Genomic DNA, 16,100 nt, shown 5'->3' on the forward strand with positions numbered 1-16,100 from the left:
GATCAACTTTCCTTCGCGAGACGCGGATCGACGAGATCGCGCAGGCCGTCGCCGACAAGTTGCAGCGAAAGGACGGAAAAGACGATGGCAAGGCCGGGGAAAAGCATAAGCCAGGGTGCGTTGTTCATATATTCACGCCCCGACGCCAGCATGGTTCCCCAGGTTGGCATGTCCGCCGAAACGCCCACACCCAGGAATGACAGGCTTGCCTCTGCCAGCATTGCCGAAGCGAAAACGAACGTCGCCTGCACGAGAATGGGAGAAGCGAGATTGAGCAGCACATGACGCAACAATATCTGCCAGGTGGGAAGACCGAGCGAAATTGCCGCTTCGATATAGGGCATCTCGCGGATCACCAGTGTCGAGCCGCGCACGATACGCGCCAGACGTGGTGCATAGGTGATCCCAAGCGCGATGATAACGGTCATCAACGAAGGACCAAGTGCTGCAACGAGCGCAATCGCCAGCAGAATATCCGGAAAGGACATCATCGCGTCGAGCAGTCTGGAGATTGACGTATCCAGCTTGCGGAAATATCCGGCTGTGACACCCAGTATGACACCCAGAACGGTTGAGATCACAACCACACCGAGGCTGACCAGCAGCGAAATACGCCCCGCATAAATGGCACGCGAGAAGATATCGCGCCCGAATTCGTCGGTGCCGAATAAATGCGTCCAGGACGGTCCGTGAAGCTTGTTGACGATAGACAGTTTGTTGGGCGCATAGGGTGCAACCCATGGCGCAAGGATCGCGGCCAGCACGACAATGAGCAGAATGAGCGCACCGAGCAAAATTGCTCTATTGCCAAACAGACGCCGCAAGCTCGATGCAAAGGGCAAGGAAATGGAAGCGAGCGTCACAGGCGTACCCTCGGATCTACAAGAATATAGAGCATGTCGACCACAAAATTGATCAGGACATAGATGGCGGCGACGACAAGCAGCGTGCCTTGGATAACCGGATAGTCGCGGCGCAAAACCGCCGACACCACCAGATTGCCAATGCCGGGCAGGCCGAACACAGTCTCCGTTACCACGGCGCCAGCGACCAGCATTGCAATGGAAAGGCCGATGACGGTGATGATGGGGACAAGCGCATTCTTGAATGCATGCTTGAGGATCACACGTCGTTCACTAGCACCTTTTGCACGGGCAGTGCGCACATAGTCATCCCCCAACACATCAAGCATAGCAGCGCGTGTAAAGCGGGTAATCAGTGCGGAATTAACAACCCCAAGCGCCACAGCAGGCAAAATCAGGTGATGTAAACGCTCCAGAAAGCTCGTATCGGGACCACCATAACCTGACGCCGGGAACCAGCCATATTGCACGGCGAAAATCTGAATGAGGAGGAGGCCCAGCCAGAAACTGGGCACACTTGCGGCGACCATGGTCAGCACCACCACGGTCTGGTCAAAGAAAGTGCCTCGTTTGACCGCAGAGAAAACCCCAACGGGCAACGCAATCAGCACTGCAATCAATATCGAAAACAGCGTGAGAAAAAATGTCGGTTCCGCACGCGAAGCAAGGGCTTGCGTCACGGGCTGATTGAGAAAGATAGACTGACCCAGATCCCCCTGGAATATGCCCAGTACGAACTGGCCATATTGCACCAGAAGGGGCGCATCCAGCCCCATCCGCGCTCTCAAATCTGCAATATCCTGAGGGGTCGCGTCAGACCCCAGCATGACGGCAGCGGGATCGCCCGGCGTGACCCGGACAATGACGAATACAACCGTCACAACAAGGGCAAGTACGACGGCCATGCCTATCAAACGATGCAACAGTGCCCGGACGATCCTCGACATGGTTTGCCTCACTTCTTCGGGGCTACATTCCAGAAATGCGGCCAGTAGGTTGGCGTATAACCCGAAACCCCATCTGCAACGCCGGAAAGCGCATTGAAATTACCGACCTTATAGAGCGGCGCGTCATCATAGATAACAGTCTGGATGCCTTCCCACGCCTTCTGCTTTGCTTCATCGCTCGTCGCATCCATATAGGTAGCGACGGCCTTGGCTTTCTGGTCCGACACATACCAGCCCGGATAGGTATCCGTGATGGTGTTAATCGTCGTCGGATCGCCAGGGAAATTCGAATGGGTGATGAAGATATCCCACTGCTTGGGATCGGCACGACGTGTCGTCAATGTAGCCCAATCGACAACCTGCATGTCCACCTTGAAACCGGCTGCCTCAAGATAGGCTTTCGCCACCTCACCGATCTTGTAGTGGAACTCATATTGACGGCTGGTCAAGAGCCTGATCGGCGTGCCGTCATATCCGGCATCCTTCAGGAGCTTGGCCGCTGTCTCCGGATCACCTTCGCCATAGCGGGCAACACCGGCTTCAGTGTGCCAGAACGAGCCTTCGGGGAAGATGGAGCCATCGACGCTGTAGAAACGGTCATCGGAGAAGGCTGCGAGCATCATGTCGGAGGCGTTGAGTGCAGCTTGTACCGCCTGACGCAGTTCCTTTTTGACGAGCGCGCCTTCCTTCATGTTGATGTTCATGGAGGCCCAGCCGGAGTTCTTGAAGATGACCGGCTTTGCCTTGCCACTCGCTTCAACGCGCTCATAGGCACTGACAGGAAGAGAATCTGCGAAATCAAACTGACCGGAAATCAGTCCCTCAACGCGCGTATTCGCATCGGGAACAGGCACAAAACGCAGTTCCTTTGCAATGGCTTCGCGCTTGCCTGCATAATTGCTTGGCGCGCCTTCCGGGGACTTATAGTCATCGAAGCGCACGAGCTGCGTGTACTGATCCGGTTTGCGTTCCTTCAGCGCGTAGGGACCGGTGCCAACAAACTTCGTCAGCGTATCGGCGACAGTTTCGGACGGGATAATAATCGATGCCTGCGAGAGCGTGGCGAGAAGCGGCGCATAACGCGACTTCAGCTTGATGATGACGGCATGGTCGCCGTCTTCAGTCAGACTGTCCACGATACCAGCAACCTGCTTGCCTTTTGAGTTGATTTCCATCCAACGCTTCAAGGAGGCAACGACGTCCTTGGAGTCAAAATCGCTACCGTCGTGGAACTTCACCCCTTCTCTCAGTGCAATCCGGTAAGTCAAACCATCTTCGGAGATTTCCGGCATACCGGCGGCGAGCAATGGAACTGATTTCCACTGTTCATCATAGGTGTAAAGCGTCTCAAAGATATGCTGATCAATCGTCAGAACAATATCGGTTGGAGTCTGCATCGCATCCAGCGTTGGCGGCTCGCCAATGGTCGCGATGGTGAGAACACCATCCGATGATTGCGCGAAAGCCATGGCGCTTGAACATAGAAGTGCTGCGGTGGCCGCGAGCAGGAAACGTTTCTTCATTGTAACTCCCCTTTTATGATTGAACTGATTGATGGTTCGCGATTGTTAGTCCAGCCCTAACGGATCGGCGACCCGTGGCCAGAGTTCCAGACTTGCTTTCCTGTATCGTGTCACCGCCGGATTGGTCGGGTATGATGTTGGCGCTGCGATATAGACGATCTCCGATGCGATCGGCTGAAACCCGGCCTGGAAGTGGTTGGTCGACTTGACGACGAGGAAATCCTTGTTGGCAAAATCGATCCCAAGGTTAGTGAAGATATCCGGCTCATAGGTCTGGGACCGGCTGGTAATCAGAATGATATCGATTTGCGTTCCAACAGGACGGATCACCGCGACACGCCCAAGATTGACCCGACTATTGCGGAAACTCTGCCAGCCTGCATCCGCCACCTTTTGTATGGTCACGCGCAAATCCAGTGGCTCGCCGCCTTGCCATGACGACTTGCCGCCGACGCGGATTTCAAGCTCGGCTCCCTCGCCTGCCGCGTGGCAGAAGGCAACGGCAACCGGATCCCAGATGGTGGCAACGGCGAAATTGTCGAGCTTGCGCTCGAACATGCAGCGCAGAATATAGGTTGCGTCACCCGCCACGCCGCCGCCCGGATTATCCCAGATATCGGAGATCACAACAGGACGCGCTGGATCGCTGGCGCGCACGCTCAGCACACGGTCCAGGCCCCTTTCTGTATCGAACATCAACATAGCCGTGAGTTTGCGCATACGGTACAATTCATGACCCAACGCGCGTGCAAGCTGGTCGCCTTTGGCCTTGTCATTATCGGTAACGACAACGATCCGCGTTCCCATATCAGGCGCATCACCAGCCATGAAACCATGGATCACAGAAATCGACAGGATGCCATTCTTGCCCTGCATGGCCACAAGACGATCTACATAGGACCGCATCGGTTCACGATTGGTGGGGTAGATAGTGATCATGCGGCAATCAAACGTCGAAATGACGGGCTTGATCTCCCCACGCAGCGTCCTGAGAGCCAGATCAACGACGTGCTCTCCGCGCTCTTCAAAATCCGTATGCGGGAACTCCAGAAACGTTGCCATGATGTCGAGATTGGCCACACGCTTTGCGGTCAGATGACTGTGCGGATCGAATTCGGCAGCGACCAGAATGTCAGGACCGACGATTGCGCGCACTCGTTCCAGAAAGTCTCCTTCCGGGTCATCGTAGCCCTGCGCCACCATCGCACCATGCAACCCCAGAACGACAGCATCCACAGGCAGCGCTGCTTTCAGCTCTGCCAGAATTGTATCACGCAGCGTTTCATAGGTCTGGCGTTGAATGAGCCCGGCAGGTTCAGCCCAGCAGGATGTGCCTTCGATAACCGTGAAACCTTCAGCTTTGCCGCGGCGTCGCAAGAGTGGCACAACCGATGAACACAAAGTCGGTGTTTCCGGGTGCTCACCCGGCCCGGCATAAAAGGCAGCCTTGAATGCATCCATGTCCGTTGGAACGGGAGAAAATGTATTCGTTTCCGTAGCCATCGAGGCTGTGAATATGCGCATGTGTTGGTTCCAGGTGGCACGGGTTAAGCGAGGGACGTATTATTGGCAGATGATCACGCACACGACCTCACGATCACGCGTGCTGGCTTCAGGATTGTCTCCACGTCCTGCACACAAGGAGCAGTTCACGCAGTCCGACGATCCCGTCCGCACAACAATTGAAATCGGTCTATGAAGATGGTCTCCGCCTTGTGTTCGCCCTTTGATTATTTTCTGTAATTTATTTTCTTGATAATGCGTCGAATATTGGCTGTGTCAACCGGATATCGTGATCATGGCACTACGGCAGGTCACTGGATGAAAATCTGTGAAATTGATTTTCACGATGCGGTGGAGACCTCTCCGCAGAAACATGTCAAAAATCCGCGTTCATTCAAGGCCTTTGGCTTCAGGAAGAATGTGTCGAGCGAGATAATTTTACTTATCAGATGAAAAAGGAGCCGGAAAATCCGGCTCCTTTTTCATAAATTCTGTTCATTATTTTTGGCGCGCGCTGTCAATTCACACCACGGACAAGACGTAACTCACCATACGGTGCCACGCGCGGCAACATCTTCAACGCGAGTCACCACGCCGTTACGATGAAAAACCATGCGGTCGAAAAGGTTGCTGACGACACATGTGTGGTTCGGAATGACGCGGACGACAGCTCCCACGGGCGGAAATTCCTGTGCGCAGTCCGTCAGATCAACCACACCGTGCTCTTCCGAAAGGGCAACAACCCGTGCGCCGTCGAACCCTTCGATGACGCCATGATCCACAAAGCCCAGAAGATCGGACGTCAGGGCTTTGGAGCCGCAATCAAGCACGGCCCTGCCCGGCGCAGGTCTCGAAACCACAGTCGCCAGAATATGCATGGCAAGGTCGTCATGGGTGCAATGCCCTGCCCGAACCATGCTGCGGTCATTATAGACATAGGTGCCGGCACGATGCTCAGTGGCTGATGGCACAAGATGCGCGGAATAGAGATCCGGTGAGCCGCCATTGGAACGGATCGGGCAATCTATTCCTTTCGCGGCAAGTTTTGTCATTGTCTCGACGATGAAATTCTCAACCCCTGCTGCCCCTCCCGCCGCCGGATACGTCAGTATACCCGCAAAGCGCAGCCCCGGTTGAGCGGAGATCAGTTCAGCCAGCGCGACAGCGGCATCCGGCGTCTGTACACCGCAACGCTTGCCGCCCGTATCACATTCCACCAGCACGGCAAGCGGTCGCTTGGAATCAAAGGTCTCACCAAGTCCCTTGATCGTGAAGTCACTGTCGACAGTCACTTTCAATCCACCGACTTTCTCATTGAGCGCTTTCAGCCGTGCGAGCTTCGCTGCCCCCAGAATATTATAGGTGATCAGAATGTCATCAAAACCGGCACCGGCAAAAACCTCCGCCTCGGTGATCTTTTGGCAATTGATGCCTTTGGCGCCGGCCTCCACCTGCCGTCGCGCGACAGAGGGGATTTTGTGCGTCTTGATATGCGGACGAAAAGCCTTCCCATGCTGATCGAAATAGGCCTGCGCGCGCGCAATATTTGCAGCCATACGATCTTCATCGATGACCGGCATCGGCGTGGGGATGTTTTCAAGTGGGGTGCCGGCTTCTGGCCAAGGGAACGTCATGGATTGCCTCTCTCGGGTGTACAACGCGATGATCGATGGCGGTGTATATTATTTTCTTGATTGACCTCAGTTGAGAGATAATCATTAATCAGAACGTAGAAAATTTCCATAGTTATGTAATTATTTTTCAGAGCATACGCTTGGAAGATTGCCTGCCAACCTTAGTTGCAACCCGACCGGAGATCCCATGGACGTCATTCACGCATTGTCGGACAAGGAAGGAAGGCTTTCCGGTCTCGAAAAAAAGCTTGCTGCTGTTGTGCTTGAAAATGTCGATTTCGTCGTCAACTCCTCCATTGGCGAGTTGGCTGAGAAAGCGGGCGTATCTCCGCCGACCGTAACGCGGTTTTGCAGACGGATTGGTTGTCAGGGCTATTCCGATTTCAAGGTGCAACTGGCAAAGATCACCTATGTCGGGTTGCGCTATCTGATGCCGGAAACGGAAACCAGCACGGTAGAAGAAGTAGCGGAAGACATTATCACCAAAGCACAGAACGCGCTTTTTCAACTCCACCGCCAACTCGATCTGGTCGCATTGGAGAAGGCCGCCCATTTGCTGCGGGGAGCCGATTTTATTCAGGCTTTTGGTGCTACCGGCAACTCGGCCATGATCGCCAATGAACTCCACAACCGGTTGTTCCGCCTTGGATGCCGCATCAATGCATCAACCGATCACAGCATGAACCATATGCTCTCAGCCGCCGCCCAACCGGGAACAGTGGTCATCGGTTCATCCATCACGGGACGAGATCGCGATCTGGTGCATTGCATGAACTTGCTGCGCGCCCGCGCTATTCCCACGATTGCGATAACCCAAAGCAACTCCCCTGTTGCACAGGCTTCTGACTTGGTGATCACAATCGATCTTGATGAAGGCAAGAATATCTTTCGCCCCACATCCACCCGTTACGCCTATCTGGCGACGATCGATATTCTGGCAAATATGGTTGCCTATGCCGACCGCAATCGCTCTGCCCATGTGCTCCGACAGATCAAGGAGGAGCTTGTCCGATCCCGCGACGGTGACGACAAACAGGTGCTGGGAGATTAGTCGTTGTAGCTCAGGCCGCATTTGTCATGCGGCCTGAACTGTTACTTGTGATGCGCTACCCGTGGTTAGCGTTGCGCTACCGGGCGAACCAGCGGCGTTACACGTCTTATAGTAACGCGACGGTTTTCCTGCTCCGGTCCATCAGTCTTGATCTTCAGGAACCGTTCGCCGTAACCCTGCGTGACAAGATTTTCAGCCGGAATATCATAGACTTCCGTCAGCAGGCTTGCGACTGACTCTGCGCGCTTGTCGGAAAGAACGAGGTTCGACCGATCAGAGCCGACAGCATCCGTATGACCTTCAATGAAGAAAGTTTCACCGGGGTCCTTGGCAAGGACCTTTTGCATGGCATCAGCCACTTTGCGCAGCGTCTTGGCCTGTGAAAGCGAGACTTCAGCGCTGCCGGTCGCAAAGTGGATTGTGTCCAGATCGATACGACGCACCTTATCGCGCAGACGTGCCGAATGGCGCACTTCATCGATTGTGTAGACGCGTTCAACACGCTCGACTGGTGGCATTGCCAGGAAGTCATAGAAGTCGCGATCACGGTCGTCTGTTACGTCGATAATGTAGTCGCTGACAGGGATCGTCAGGCGCATTGGTGGCAGATCATAACCCACATCGGCGATGGCAGCACGCGGCGTATCTTCATAGTCGGGGGCATAGACCATCAGATACTCATTGCCGTCGCGGTCGATACGGGAGCGCTGCACAACATCACCATAGCGGTCATAAACAGTAACCACACGATATCCACCGGGACGCACAATCGTTTCACGCATGCGGCCGCGTGGAAGCTCATCATAATAGGCTTCTTCTGCGTTGCGACGCAGTCGTGGGCGGTCATCACCGCGCACGAACATCCGGTCGCCCACATCCATAACAACACGGTTATCAACCTGTTCAAGCACCTTCACGTTGCTGACGTTGTTCGTCACATTGTTGACCGTCGTGTTATTGACGACCGTGTTGTTAACAACGGTGTTGTTCACGATATTTGTGGTTTCCGGGACAACGAAAGCGGGTGCTTCATCGACGCGCTTTCCCTTTTCCTTCAGATTGGCTTCAATCTTTTTGGGAAGATCGGCCTTGATCTGCTCGGGGATGGCAACCTGAGCGGAAGCGTCGTCTGCAGGTGGCGGCGCTGATGCTTCGTTCTCACGCTGTTGGCCACGTTGCTTGCGACGTTGCTCGCGAGCCTGATTGCCACCGCTATTATCGGCATCCTTGTCGCTATCGAGAATAGCAGCGCCATTCTCAACCGGAAGAACCACCGTCTCATCGGTCTTCGACGGATCCTTCGCGATGGCTTCCTTTTCGGCTGCCGAGCGCTTGTCTACGATTGCTGGCACAGGCTCTGGCTTCTTTTCAGCTTCCTGCGGCTGCTCCGCTGGTTGCTGTTCTACCGGTGATTGCTCGCGATTCTTCTTGCCATGCTGTTCTTTGACGGCTGGTTGTTCCGACCGCTGAACAGGGCTGGTTTCACCAGTCTGCGGCTCGGTCGGCTGGACTGGAGCTGGCGCAGATTCCGGCTGCGTCTCAGGCTTTTGTGCTTGCGCATCGTCGGCAGGGGCCGGCTTCTTCTTCGGTCGCTCAACGGGTTCCTTGGCGGTCTCTTCCGATACACCGCTTGCATCCGGCGTCTTCGCGGCTGGCTTTTTGTGGGCAGGAGCCTGTTGCTCCGGTTCAGCCTCGCCTTTCGGTGCGCTTTCTTCCGGTGCAGGCTTCTTCTCTTGGGCCTGGCGCTGCGTCTCTTCCTCTGCGGCTTTCTTCTGTTCAGCAGCCTGCTTTTCAGCTTCGTCGGCGGCAGCTTTCTCCTGCTTCTGCTTCTCAGCCTGGCGCTCCGCGGCTTCCTGCTCCGCTTTCTGCTGTTCCTCAGCTTTACGCTGTGCCTGTTCGGCGGCCTTCTGCTGCGCGGCAGCTTCTTCAGCGGCCTTTTTCTCCTCAGCCGCCTGACGCTGCGTTTCCGCTTCTGCCGCCTTACGCTCTTCAGCCTGCCTTGCAGCCTCTGCCTTTTCCGCCTGCTGTTTTTCTACTTCCTGGCGATGCGCCTCTTCCTGCTCGGCACGTTTGCGCTCTTCGGCTTGACGCTGCGCTTCTTCCTGTTCAGCCTGCTTCTGCTCCTCAGCATGACGACGCCCCTGACCTTCTTCAGAAGGACGCTCGCCCTCTGCCGGCGGCTGTTCCTGAGGTGCTCGCTCTTCGCTGTTTTCCTGTGCCACTTGATAAGGCTGCGACAGCATATCAGCGAAAGATGGCTGTGCGAAAACACAGACAGACATCACCGGTATCGCAACAGTGGCGCGAAGCTTGGAACGAATAGACATATATCCTTCTCCTTCTGGAAAGCAGAACTGATAAGCAAATGCCTGCTTCCGATTCCGCGCATGCTGGAATGCGAATAGAGGCAAATTGCGGCAACTTCACAGAAGCGTTACCGGTGTGATCATGAACCGTTGCTGAATGAGGTTTTACGCGGATTCAACCTCAAAGAGCACGGTCCCTGCACGTGCCTTCAAGGCAAGGAACCCTGTCCTAATGTGGCTTATTCATGATCGTTAAATTGTGGAGCCCTGGACGCAACGGAAGCAATAGCCAACCGGCAGGTCGTCTCCAGCTGGAGCTTCAGACAGAGGTCGGTTTTCCTCTTCCCGAATGGCCATTCCTCGCCAGACTTGCAGAAAAATTCTGCGCGATATCGGCAAGGGTGATGCCTTGCAATCGCATCATAAGCAGCTGCTCTGCTTCATTGAAAACGCTTTTAAGTTTCTCGTTAACTGCTTGTTCTATAACGCAACCGGGCATGTCGTAGGCCGGGCCGACCGCAAAAATCGACGGCTCGCCAACAGCGCGATAAATGTCAAACAAGGTCAATTGGTCCAGCGGTCGCGCCAGTGTCCAGCCACCGCCATGTCCCTTCTCGGAATGCACATAGCCCTCCTTGCGAAGCCCAGCCATCGTGCGTCGGATCACCACCGAATTGGTGTCCAACATTGATGCGATTTCTTCTGACGTCATGGCGCCGTCGTGATGATCCATATGGATCAACACATGCAACATGCGGGAGAGCCGGCTATCCTGCCTCATATGTTTTCACTCTTTGTATCGGCCTGAAAAGACGGCCCTGATTATCGGATATTTCTGACCAGAAAGCAAATTGATACAAGTGAAGTTACATGACTGTTGACTCCCTCATCTCATGTAACTTATGTTGTATCGTATTCGATTAAACACCGTTTTCGGAGTTCGCAACGACAGTTCAACAAAGCTGCTTTGGCACGAACAACATCAACGGCAATCAAGATGACCGGATAACAATCATGCGAAATTACGAGACCATCATCATCGGCGGCGGCCCCGCCGGACTTTCAGCGGCCCTGATTGCGGGCCGCGCTCTGCGCAGAGCGCTTGTCATCGATGGCGGAGAGCCTAGAAACCGGAAAGCGCCAGCCATGCACAGTTATCTGTCACGGGATGGTATCCTGCCGCAAGAATTTCGGAAGGTCTCGCGCGAAGAGCTATCACGCTATGAAACGGTGACCTATCGCGAAGGTCTAGCTCAAGCGATCCAACCAGCTGACGGCGGCTATTCAGTAGAGCTGGCCGGTGGAGACATCGTTTCTGCGCCCAAAATTCTCCTCGCCCTTGGCGTGACGGATCAACTTCCAGCCATTGAAGGCCTTGCGGAGAACTGGGGACGCGGCGTTCATCATTGCCCTTTCTGCGATGGCTTTGAGCATCGCGGCGAGCATTGGGGTGTGCTTGCGGAGACAACAGCAATGCTGGATCACGCCGCATTCTTCAGAAACTGGGCAGGTCGCCTGACTGTCTTCACCAATGGCGCTGACCTTCCAGCCGAGAAGCTGGCTGACCTGTCACACGCTGAGATCGGCCTGGTAACAACGCCAATCAGAGAAGTTCTCAGCGGTGATGGTCACGCCATTGGCGGGATAGTGCTCAAGGATGGGCGTCGAGAAGATATCCAGTCGCTATGGATCAGACCACTTCAAAGCCAGACACCCATCATCACGGGACTGGGACTCAACATACGAGATGATGGTGGCGTGTGGCGCGACGAAATGAATGAGACTTCATTGAAGGGTATCTATGCTGCGGGCGACTGTGCTGCGGGGCCGATGCAGCAGGCCATCCTTGCCGCTGCCGATGGTGCGCGCACAATGTTCTCGATCATACACAGTCTTGTAACCGCGCATTGAAGGCGTGCTGCTCCACTTGAGCTATCAAACAAAGCAAGCCCGAAGGCACCTTAATCAGGATGCCTTCGGGCTTGCAAAATGTTTTAGAACCTAATCCAGCACGTAGCAGGCTTTTCCTTTTCCGGGTGCCGGATCACCAAATGAATAATTGCCGCAATCAACCCCATCACGGAAAGTACGCTCTATAAAGCGACCGTTTACGCCATAGCGAACACGTTTACGACCATAGAAGTCGCAATACCCGCCTTCCTTGGCGCAAGGTCTCCAATCCCGGTCCCGGTCATCGTAACGGTCTGGTCGGCCCCGACGATCAGGGCGACCGTCGCGGTAGTCACGGTCACGGACAACGAAAGAGCAGCTTTTCTTTTTGCCCGGTGCCGGGTCGTCAAAAACACGGTTCGAGCACGGTACTTCCGGGCGATCGATGAAACGGGACGTGTTGCGTCCGCCTGTTCCATAGACAACTTCAGCCGGGTAAGGCAGTCGGCAAATGCCACCCTCACTTGCGCAACGCTGCAACTCTGCTGCGGAAGCGGTCGTTGCGAGCATCGGCGAGAACATTGCCATCACGCCGCCAAGACAAAGCGATGCAACCGTCGTCTTAACTACAGATACCATTCTTGGTCCCTCCATATGTGCCGGACTATGCTTTAATTCCAGATGTTTGAATAGAGGATGAATGAAGTCGCACGCGTTGCATTTAAGATGATCCTATCGCCAGATGGAGCGAACCGTCTAAGGCACCTACAACAGAAAAAGCCCCGCAAATGCGGGGCCTTCCTGAAAGACCAAAGCTGAGTTCACTCAGCTCTTCGGGCTCAAATCCATGGAGAACCACTTTTCCGACATCTTGGCGAGCGTGCCGTCTGCGCGCATTTCGCCCAATGCCTTGTCAAGCTTGGCTTTCAGTTCGGGCTCTTCTTTGCGCAGGCCGATGCAGACATTGGTTGCCTGAATGCCGCCAACCAGAAGCGGCCCGGTGATCTTGAGCCTGCCATTGCTCTTCTCAGCGCGGTCGCGTGCGAAAACCACATTGTCGTACTGGCCGTCAACGCGACCGGATTCGAGATCCAGCTTGACCTGTTCCGATCCCTTATAGGTGCGAACCTGAACGGCATCACCGAAATTCTGTTCGACAAACTGCAACTGGCTGGTCGAAAGCGAAGCACCAATAGTCTTACCTTTCAACGCTTCCTTGAGATCAGCAATCGCCTTTTTACCTTCCTCGGTATCCGTGGAAAGACTTTCGCCCGTGTGCGGCAGGTTGGCCAAAGGACCATCAGCTGGTACCAGGAACGTGTTCGGCGTTATCACATATGGATCGGAGAAATCGATGACCTTGCGACGCTCTGGGTTTGGCCCCATCGTCAGTACAACGTCGAATTTACCAGCGAGCAGCGACGGAATCTGGCTGTCCCAATCCTGCGCAACAATATTGCACTCAAGCTCGGCGCGCTTGCAGACTTCCTTGATGACATCAAGGTCAAGGCCCTGAAGCTCACCACCGGGGCTTGTCAGGTTGAAAGGCGGAAAGGCGCCCTCGACACCAACGGTCACAGCTTTCCAGTCTTTCGCCAAAACGCTGCCGCTATAAAGCATCGACAAAGTGCAAAGGCCAATGGCCGCAATTTTCTTCAGCATAGTTCCCTCATGCTTATTTGTGTTTTCTATCTGCAATGCGGGCGGCGGTTACGCACTTTTCTCTGCCCGGTTGCAAAGAGTTTGAACTCACTGACCAGTGATGAAAAGCGGAATTTGGTTCATATATATGAACTTTGTTCTGCTCTATGAAAGCCACGCATGGCTATCAAACGCAAACATGCCTGGCCCGCAAATCGGGCCAAGGTTAGTTTCAACAGCACCGAAAATCTCTAGTTATCAACCATTTAGCTTGGCATAGCACGCAATATCCGCGTGGGTCGAAAACCATATATCCTTATGGGTGCGAATATGGGCAATCAGCTCTTTCAGTATCCAGATTCTCGAACGGTGCCCGATGATATCCGGATGCATGGTCAGCTGGAAAATGCCGCCTTCTTCATAGGCTGCATCGAACTCCCGAAGAAATATCTGGAGAATATCGTGCGGCGCGATCTGTGGGCGCAACCCGCCCCATCTGTCCATGACGAGATAGGCCGCGTCATCGCGAATCCACTCCACCGGTAGTTCGGTGACGCCGCACGGCTCGCCATTGAGCAAAAGCTCGTAGCAATCGACATCCGCCATAAGCGATGAATCGTAGATCAATCCCATCTCGGACGTGATCTGCAATGTGTTGTCGCTGAAATCCCAGGACGGCGTACGAATGCCGACCGGACGAACACCCGTGATCTTTTCCAGCACGTCGGCGGCACGGTGTTGAAGATCGCGCTCCGTTTCGCCGTCAAGCAATGTGTTGCGCTCGTGTATCCAACCATGAAGGGCAATTTCGTGCCCCTCGCCGATCAGGGCGCGTTGTTCATCAGGATAGTGCATGGCCGAAATGGCAGGCACGAAGAATGTGGCCGGGATGTTATCGCGGCGCAGAATTTCACGGATGCGCGGGATACCCTGCCTTGGACCAAACTGCCCCTGCGACAGGGCCGAAATCGACTTTCCGCCATCGCGCAGTTCAAACGTATCATGGTCTGAATCGAAGGACAAAGCGACCGCACATCGAGCATCACCCTGCCATGAGGACGGTTTGAAACTGCGGCCAGCGCGGGCGCGATTCATGATGGTTTGAAGGCGTTCTTCAGACCAGGTCCAGGTTGGAACAGGCGCGTCGATTGTCATGATGTCGGCCCTCCACTGACCGATAATGTCTGCCCCGTGATCCAGCTCGCAAAAGGAGATGCGAGAAAGAGCACAGCATTCGAGATATCTTCCGGCAGTCCGATCCGGCGTAGCGGAATTTCGTTGATCATTGCGGCCTGCCCCTCTTCGCCGTAAGAGGTCCATTGGCGCTCATAATCCGGGCTGGTGCGCAAAAAGCCGGGCGCAACCGCATTGACGTTGATCCCGAATGGTCCAAGCTCGTGACCCAGCTGGCGGGCAAGACTGATCAGCGCTGCCTTTGCACTCGCATAGGCCTGAATGCCCGTGAGGCTAACGCCAAGACCGGCGCCGCTGGAAATGAAGACCATTTTTCCTGCGCCTCGACGCTTCATGGCGGGGACAAGTGCTCGGGCTACCAGAAATGCACCACGCACATTGATGTCGTAGATGCGATCCCAATCGGCGGCTGGAACATTTTCCACTGGGCGCTTCTTCTGTCCGAGGACACCACCGGCAACATGGACGAAGATATCAAACCCGCCATTAGCCTCTTCTACCGCCGCCAGTGCCGCAATCGCTGCCTCGTCGGTCACATCCAGATGCACGGTTCTGATCGAACCGCCACGTGCGGGCTGCGCCTCACGGGCCAGCACGACCAGTTCGTCATCCAACACATCCGTCGCAGTGACGATTGCACCGTCTGCAGCAAATGCCTCGCAGATAGATCGCCCAATTCCCCTTGCGGCTCCAGTCACCAGAACCCGCTTTTCTTTGAATTCTATATCCATGTTATTGCTTGTCTGCTGTTGTTGGTTTGTATCCAAGGCGCGCGCTCAACTCCGCCGCATGCTTGACGACGGCGTCGATCATGCGCTGACGGCATGCGGTAAAGCGCGATGAGATGGTGGCCATGTTGAGCGTCGCGATCACGTCGCCACTGGCATCGAACACCGGAGCAGCGACGCCGGACCCGCCGACAACCGCCTCTTCGTCACAGATTGCAAAACCGTCCTCACGGGCCGCTTCAATGATGCGGCGTATCTGCACGCGGTCGATCACGGTCTTTTCCGTCAAAGGAACGATCCGTTCTTTGGCTAGATAGGTAGATGTCTTTTCCGGCTGCCAATGTGACAGAAGAACCCGCCCCATTGCCGTGCAATAGGCAGGATCAGACCCTGTCAGATCGGAATCAAAGCGGACCGCCTGATGACTGACGCTCTTGGCGAGGAGCTTAACCCGCCCATCCTTGCGGCGTGTGCCGAGAAAGACGGTTTCGCCTTCACTGTCACGCATGGCATCCATGATCGGCTGGGCCGTCGCGATCAGATAGGCATCGCTGCCGCTCGACCACCCCGGCCCGTCACGAAACGCCTCATGGATGCGATAGGACTCGGTATCGTCCCGCACGACATATGCCCGCGCCACCAATGTGGCCAGCAGATTGAACGTGCTGCTTTTGGGATAACCAAGCTCAGCGACGATTGCTTTGAGCGTCACCGGCTTATGCGCACGACCGAGGAATTCGAGGATCTCGAGAACCCGAACGGCCGACTTAACTTCACCACTGTTTTCAATGTTCATATATGTGAACCAAATTCCTATTGT

Annotated in this window: 14 protein-coding genes; 2 read left to right on the forward strand and 12 right to left on the reverse strand. The window is 54.9% G+C overall.

Annotated features, from left to right (window positions below; translation table 11 throughout):
• Positions 1–2 precede the first annotated feature (2 nt).
• From FGI60_RS13475 to FGI60_RS13495, 5 genes are all read right to left on the reverse strand, one after another.
• Positions 3–863, reverse strand: a complete 861-nt coding sequence (locus FGI60_RS13475) for an ABC transporter permease (RefSeq protein WP_138785632.1) — start codon at positions 861–863, stop codon at positions 3–5.
• Positions 860–1,810 (reverse strand): ABC transporter permease, encoded by a 951-nt coding sequence (locus FGI60_RS13480; protein ID WP_210276519.1) that lies wholly within the window; start codon positions 1,808–1,810, stop codon positions 860–862. The genes FGI60_RS13475 and FGI60_RS13480 overlap by 4 nt, the downstream gene beginning before the upstream one ends.
• 8 nt (positions 1,811–1,818) lie before the next feature.
• On the reverse strand, positions 1,819–3,333 hold the full coding sequence (locus FGI60_RS13485) for an ABC transporter substrate-binding protein (protein WP_138785633.1): 1,515 nt from the start codon (positions 3,331–3,333) through the stop codon (positions 1,819–1,821).
• Between the two features lie 45 nt (positions 3,334–3,378).
• The gene (locus FGI60_RS13490; protein WP_138785634.1) at positions 3,379–4,857 is read right to left on the reverse strand and encodes a M81 family metallopeptidase; all 1,479 of its coding nucleotides are present in this window, start codon (positions 4,855–4,857) and stop codon (positions 3,379–3,381) included.
• 524 nt (positions 4,858–5,381) lie between these two features.
• Positions 5,382–6,470, reverse strand: coding sequence for a D-TA family PLP-dependent enzyme (locus FGI60_RS13495; RefSeq protein WP_138785635.1), 1,089 nt, complete (start codon positions 6,468–6,470; stop codon positions 5,382–5,384).
• A 187-nt stretch (positions 6,471–6,657) separates the two neighbouring features.
• Here FGI60_RS13495 and FGI60_RS13500 point away from each other — a divergent pair, with 187 nt between their 5' ends.
• Entirely contained in the window at positions 6,658–7,521 is an 864-nt protein-coding gene (locus FGI60_RS13500; protein WP_138785636.1) for a MurR/RpiR family transcriptional regulator, read from the forward strand.
• A gap of 65 nt (positions 7,522–7,586) precedes the next feature.
• Here the strand turns inward: FGI60_RS13500 and FGI60_RS13505 are convergent, their stop codons facing one another.
• Positions 7,587–9,848, reverse strand: a complete 2,262-nt coding sequence (locus FGI60_RS13505; RefSeq protein WP_138785637.1) for an OmpA family protein — start codon at positions 9,846–9,848, stop codon at positions 7,587–7,589.
• Positions 9,849–10,146: 298 nt separating this feature from the next.
• Positions 10,147–10,608, reverse strand: a complete 462-nt coding sequence (locus FGI60_RS13510) for an Rrf2 family transcriptional regulator (protein ID WP_138785638.1) — start codon at positions 10,606–10,608, stop codon at positions 10,147–10,149.
• Positions 10,609–10,841: 233 nt separating this feature from the next.
• Between FGI60_RS13510 and FGI60_RS13515 the strand changes: the two genes are divergently transcribed.
• Positions 10,842–11,738, forward strand: coding sequence for an NAD(P)/FAD-dependent oxidoreductase (locus FGI60_RS13515; protein WP_138785639.1), 897 nt, complete (start codon positions 10,842–10,844; stop codon positions 11,736–11,738).
• 90 nt (positions 11,739–11,828) lie between these two features.
• Here the strand turns inward: FGI60_RS13515 and FGI60_RS13520 are convergent, their stop codons facing one another.
• From FGI60_RS13520 to FGI60_RS13540, 5 genes are all read right to left on the reverse strand, one after another.
• Complete coding sequence (locus tag FGI60_RS13520; protein WP_138785640.1) at positions 11,829–12,356, reverse strand: hypothetical protein; 528 nt, start codon at positions 12,354–12,356, stop codon at positions 11,829–11,831.
• Positions 12,357–12,542: 186 nt separating this feature from the next.
• Entirely contained in the window at positions 12,543–13,379 is an 837-nt protein-coding gene (locus FGI60_RS13525) for a transporter substrate-binding domain-containing protein (protein ID WP_113534238.1), read from the reverse strand.
• 237 nt (positions 13,380–13,616) lie between these two features.
• Positions 13,617–14,513: a polysaccharide deacetylase family protein gene (locus FGI60_RS13530; RefSeq protein WP_138785641.1), complete on the reverse strand. Its 897-nt coding sequence runs from the start codon at positions 14,511–14,513 to the stop codon at positions 13,617–13,619.
• Positions 14,510–15,283 carry an SDR family NAD(P)-dependent oxidoreductase gene (locus FGI60_RS13535; RefSeq protein WP_138785642.1) on the reverse strand — a complete coding sequence of 258 codons (774 nt, stop codon included), beginning with the start codon at positions 15,281–15,283 and terminating at the stop codon, positions 14,510–14,512. Before FGI60_RS13535 ends, FGI60_RS13530 begins: the two co-directional genes overlap by 4 nt.
• A 1-nt stretch (position 15,284) precedes the next feature.
• Positions 15,285–16,076 carry an IclR family transcriptional regulator gene (locus tag FGI60_RS13540; RefSeq protein ID WP_138785643.1) on the reverse strand — a complete coding sequence of 264 codons (792 nt, stop codon included), beginning with the start codon at positions 16,074–16,076 and terminating at the stop codon, positions 15,285–15,287.
• Positions 16,077–16,100: the final 24 nt, after the last annotated feature.

The organism is Brucella haematophila, assembly GCF_005938105.1.
Taxonomy (GTDB): domain Bacteria; phylum Pseudomonadota; class Alphaproteobacteria; order Rhizobiales; family Rhizobiaceae; genus Brucella; species Brucella haematophila.

Coding starts and splice junctions, on each gene's coding strand:
- FGI60_RS13480 (WP_210276519.1), bottom strand. CDS start 1,810: ATGTCGAGGATCGTCCGGGCACTGTTGCATCGTTTGATAGGCATGGCC.
- FGI60_RS13485 (WP_138785633.1), bottom strand. CDS start 3,333: ATGAAGAAACGTTTCCTGCTCGCGGCCACCGCAGCACTTCTATGTTCA.
- FGI60_RS13490 (WP_138785634.1), bottom strand. CDS start 4,857: ATGCGCATATTCACAGCCTCGATGGCTACGGAAACGAATACATTTTCT.
- FGI60_RS13495 (WP_138785635.1), bottom strand. CDS start 6,470: ATGACGTTCCCTTGGCCAGAAGCCGGCACCCCACTTGAAAACATCCCC.
- FGI60_RS13500 (WP_138785636.1), top strand. CDS start 6,658: ATGGACGTCATTCACGCATTGTCGGACAAGGAAGGAAGGCTTTCCGGT.
- FGI60_RS13505 (WP_138785637.1), bottom strand. CDS start 9,848: ATGTCTATTCGTTCCAAGCTTCGCGCCACTGTTGCGATACCGGTGATG.
- FGI60_RS13510 (WP_138785638.1), bottom strand. CDS start 10,608: ATGAGGCAGGATAGCCGGCTCTCCCGCATGTTGCATGTGTTGATCCAT.
- FGI60_RS13515 (WP_138785639.1), top strand. CDS start 10,842: ATGCGAAATTACGAGACCATCATCATCGGCGGCGGCCCCGCCGGACTT.
- FGI60_RS13520 (WP_138785640.1), bottom strand. CDS start 12,356: ATGGTATCTGTAGTTAAGACGACGGTTGCATCGCTTTGTCTTGGCGGC.
- FGI60_RS13525 (WP_113534238.1), bottom strand. CDS start 13,379: ATGCTGAAGAAAATTGCGGCCATTGGCCTTTGCACTTTGTCGATGCTT.
- FGI60_RS13530 (WP_138785641.1), bottom strand. CDS start 14,513: ATGACAATCGACGCGCCTGTTCCAACCTGGACCTGGTCTGAAGAACGC.
- FGI60_RS13535 (WP_138785642.1), bottom strand. CDS start 15,283: ATGGATATAGAATTCAAAGAAAAGCGGGTTCTGGTGACTGGAGCCGCA.
- FGI60_RS13540 (WP_138785643.1), bottom strand. CDS start 16,076: ATGAACATTGAAAACAGTGGTGAAGTTAAGTCGGCCGTTCGGGTTCTC.